Raw genomic sequence first — 3,240 nt, 5'->3', positions numbered from 1 at the left:
GCTCGTACGAACTCGACGCGCTGCTCGGCTATCTCGCGGGTCTCCCCACGTACGTGCTCATGGCGGAACTCGCCTCCGGTCGCGTGCTCGCGGGTGAGCTCCCCGCGGTCGCCGAGATGCCTCCGGCGCTCGTCGACGGCGCTCCGCCGCGGTGGCGGTTCGCGCGCGACTTTAGCCTCGAGTATGCACGGATGCATGCTGCTCGCGGGAACGCGGTCGGTGCCACCGGGCATGCGGCGAAGGCCGTCCTGGAGGAAGCCCATGCCCGTCTGAGCGAACGCGGTCAGTGGGTGTTGAACGAGAAACGCATGGTGAACGTGGCGGGACTTGAAGCGACTCAGCCACTGTTCATCGCACCGCCCCGAACCGCGACCGACTTGGCCTGTTGGATCGACGCGCTAGCTGAATGCCTGTCGGGGTAGCGCGCTGTGCGCGCATCTGATTCGAGCGCCCGCTGCAGAAGCCAGCGGTACGCATGGCAAAGCGGAGCATCTATGCCGTCAGCTGAGTCATCAAGCGGCTCAGTAACCCTGAGACAAGTCGGACGGCCCGACGGCCACGACGAGCGCCGCTCTGCACGTTCGCGGGGTAGCTTTCAGCCATGTACGCCGTGATCGGAGCCGGCCCCATGGGGCTGGCGTGCGCCCGCAACCTGCAGAAGCTGGGAATCCCCTATCGCGGCTACGACCGCCACACGGGGCCCGGCGGGTTGTGGGATATCGACAACCCCCACAGTACGCTGTACCAGTCGGCGCACCTCATCAGTTCGCGGCACATGACCGAGTTCGCCGAGTTCCCCATGCCTCGGGGACCGGCCTATCCGCACCACACCGAGCTGCGGCAGTACTTCCGCGACTACGCCGCGCACTTCGATCTCACGCCGCACTACGCGTGGGGCACGCGGGTGGAACAGGTGGCCCCGCTCCCCGATGGCCGGTGGGCGGTGACCACCGTACCCGAACCCGGGCGTGACGCATTCGTGTCCGGCGATGGGCCCCACAACGACACGCCACGCACCACCACCGTGCACGACGGCGTGCTGATCGCGTCGGGGGTCCTGCACCACCCGCACATGCCGCGCCTCCCGGGCACTTTCACAGGGCGCGTGATGCATTCGGCGGAATACCGCACGCCCGACGTGTTCGAAGGGCAGCGCGTGCTGGTGGTCGGGTGCGGCAACAGCGGCGCCGACATCGCGGTGGACGCGGTGCACCGTGCCGCGCGCGTGGATCTGTCGGTGCGGCGTGGCTACTACTTCCTCCCCAAGTTCATCATGGGGCGCCCCACCGACACGCTGGGAGGCGCCATCCGTCTGCCGCGCGCGCTCAAACAGCGGCTGGACGCGCTGCTGGTGCGCGTCGTCATGGGGAAGCCATCGGATTACGGGCTCCCCGACCCCGACTATCGCATGTACGAGGCGCACCCGGTGATCAATTCCCTGGTGCTGCATCATCTGGGGCAGGGCGACATCACGCCGCGCGGCGCGCTGCGCGCGATCGAGGGGCAGACGGTGACCTTTGCCGACGGAGCCAGCGCCGAATACGATGTGCTGCTCCTGGCCACCGGGTACCAGCCGACGTTTCCGTTCATCGACGCGCGGTGGCTCAACTGGTCAGCGGGCCCGGCGCCGCGGCTGTTTCTCAACACCATGCATCCGGAGCACGACACGCTGTTCCTCATGGGTATGCTGGAAGCGGCCGGGCTGGGATGGGAGGGGCGCAACCGACAGGCGGAGCTGGTGGCGCTGTATATCCGGCAGTTGGCGGCCGGTACGGCCAGCGCCCGTTCGCTGCAGGCGCGCAAACGGCACGTGGACAGCCCCGGGGTACGGGGCGGCTACCGCTACCTGCCGCTCGACCGGATGGCGTACTACGTGCACAAGGAGAGCTATCTGCGCACGGTACAGCGGGAGATCGACCGACTGCGCGCCGACCTGCCGCCCGGCACGGGGGCGCGATGAACGACGCGCTACCGCTGGAACTGGCCCCCGGGGGGCTGGCGGCGCTGAACGTGATCCTGGCTTGCCTGATGTTCGGGGTATCGCTCACGCTCACCCCCGAGGCATTCCGCGCCGCGTGGCGCGCGCCGCGCGCGGCCGCTGTGGGGCTGGCCGCGCAGTACGTGGCCGTGCCGGCGCTCACCTGCCTCATGGCGTGGGCGCTGCGGCTGGAGGCGCCGCTGGCGCTGGGGATGATCCTGGTGGCCGCGTGTCCGGGCGGGTCGTTCTCCAACGTGCTCACCTGGATGGCGCGCGGGAACGTGCCGCTGGCCGTGGGGCTCACGGCGGTATCCAGTGTGGCGGCCCCGGTGGTGATGCCGCTCAACTTCGCGCTGTACGGGTGGCTCAACCCCGTCACGCGCCCCGTGCTGCGCGCCATCGACATCCCCGCGGGAGGGATCCTCTCGCTGGTGCTGTTCGTGCTGGTGGTACCGCTGCTGCTGGGGATGGTCACCGGGCGTCGCTTCCCGCGTGTGGTGGAGCGGGTGGAGCGGCCGCTGCGCACGGTCGCCACGCTGGTGTTCCTGGCGTTCGTGGCGCTGGCGTTCGCCAAGAACACCGACCTGTTCATGGCGCGCTTCGGGCAGTTCTTCTGGCTGGTGGTGGGGCAGAATCTGTTGGCCATGGCCACCGGCTATCTCGCGGCCACGGCGGCGCGGCTGCCCGAGGCCGACCGGCGCGCGCTCACCATCGAGGTCTCCATCCACAACACGGGGCTGGGGCTGGCCGTGCTGTTCACCTTTTTCCCGCAGGCGGGGGGGATGATGCTGGTAACCGCCTTCTGGGGCGTGTGGCATCTGGTGTCGGGATTGGCTGTGGCGCAGTGGTGGGCGCGACGGCCGCTGGCGGCCGTGTCACCCGCTGGCGCATAGCGATGGATCCCCAGGCATCGGCGGCGCCAGCCGCCCCCCTGCGTGTCTGCATCACCGGCGCGGCTGGCTATGTGGGCGCGCTACTCGGGGCGGAGCTGGCCGCGCGGCCGGGGGTGACGGTTACGGGAGTGGACCTGCGCCCGCGACCGGGTGGCGCCGTGCCCGTGCGCACCATGGACATCCGCGACCCGGCCCTCGCGGTGCTGCTGCGCGACGAGCGCATCGACGCGGTGGTGCATCTCGCGGCGGTGCTGGAGCCCACGCGCGATCGCGCGCGCGACTTCGACATCGATGTGAACGGCACCCGCAACGTCATTGCGGCATGCGTGGCGGCGGGGGTGCGCCACCTCACGGTGACCAGCAGCGGCG

At 69.9% G+C, this 3,240-nt stretch carries 3 protein-coding genes and 1 pseudogene; all 4 read left to right on the top strand.

Annotated elements, in window-relative coordinates; translation table 11 throughout:
- Positions 1-422 (top strand): annotated as a pseudogene (locus ACIQ6O_RS15225) (hypothetical protein); the annotation flags it as partial.
- 179 nt (positions 423-601) lie between these two features.
- Positions 602-1,960 carry a flavin-containing monooxygenase gene (locus ACIQ6O_RS15220; RefSeq protein ID WP_396208628.1) on the top strand — a complete coding sequence of 453 codons (1,359 nt, stop codon included), beginning with the start codon at positions 602-604 and terminating at the stop codon, positions 1,958-1,960.
- Positions 1,957-2,871 (top strand): bile acid:sodium symporter family protein, encoded by a 915-nt coding sequence (locus tag ACIQ6O_RS15215; protein WP_396208627.1) that lies wholly within the window; start codon positions 1,957-1,959, stop codon positions 2,869-2,871. The genes ACIQ6O_RS15220 and ACIQ6O_RS15215 overlap by 4 nt, the downstream gene beginning before the upstream one ends.
- 2 nt (positions 2,872-2,873) lie before the next feature.
- The coding region (locus tag ACIQ6O_RS15210; protein ID WP_396208626.1) for an NAD-dependent epimerase/dehydratase family protein at positions 2,874-3,240 on the top strand (367 nt) is incomplete at its 3' end.

The organism is Gemmatimonas sp. (assembly GCF_044345575.1).
Lineage (GTDB): Bacteria > Gemmatimonadota > Gemmatimonadetes > Gemmatimonadales > Gemmatimonadaceae > Gemmatimonas.
This window is presented reverse-complemented; position numbering and strand designations above follow the sequence as displayed.

Excerpts from the sequence above, each read along its gene's own strand:
- ACIQ6O_RS15220 (WP_396208628.1), top strand. The coding sequence starts at position 602 with ATGTACGCCGTGATCGGAGCCGGCCCCATGGGGCTGGCGTGCGCCCGC.
- ACIQ6O_RS15215 (WP_396208627.1), top strand. The coding sequence starts at position 1,957 with ATGAACGACGCGCTACCGCTGGAACTGGCCCCCGGGGGGCTGGCGGCG.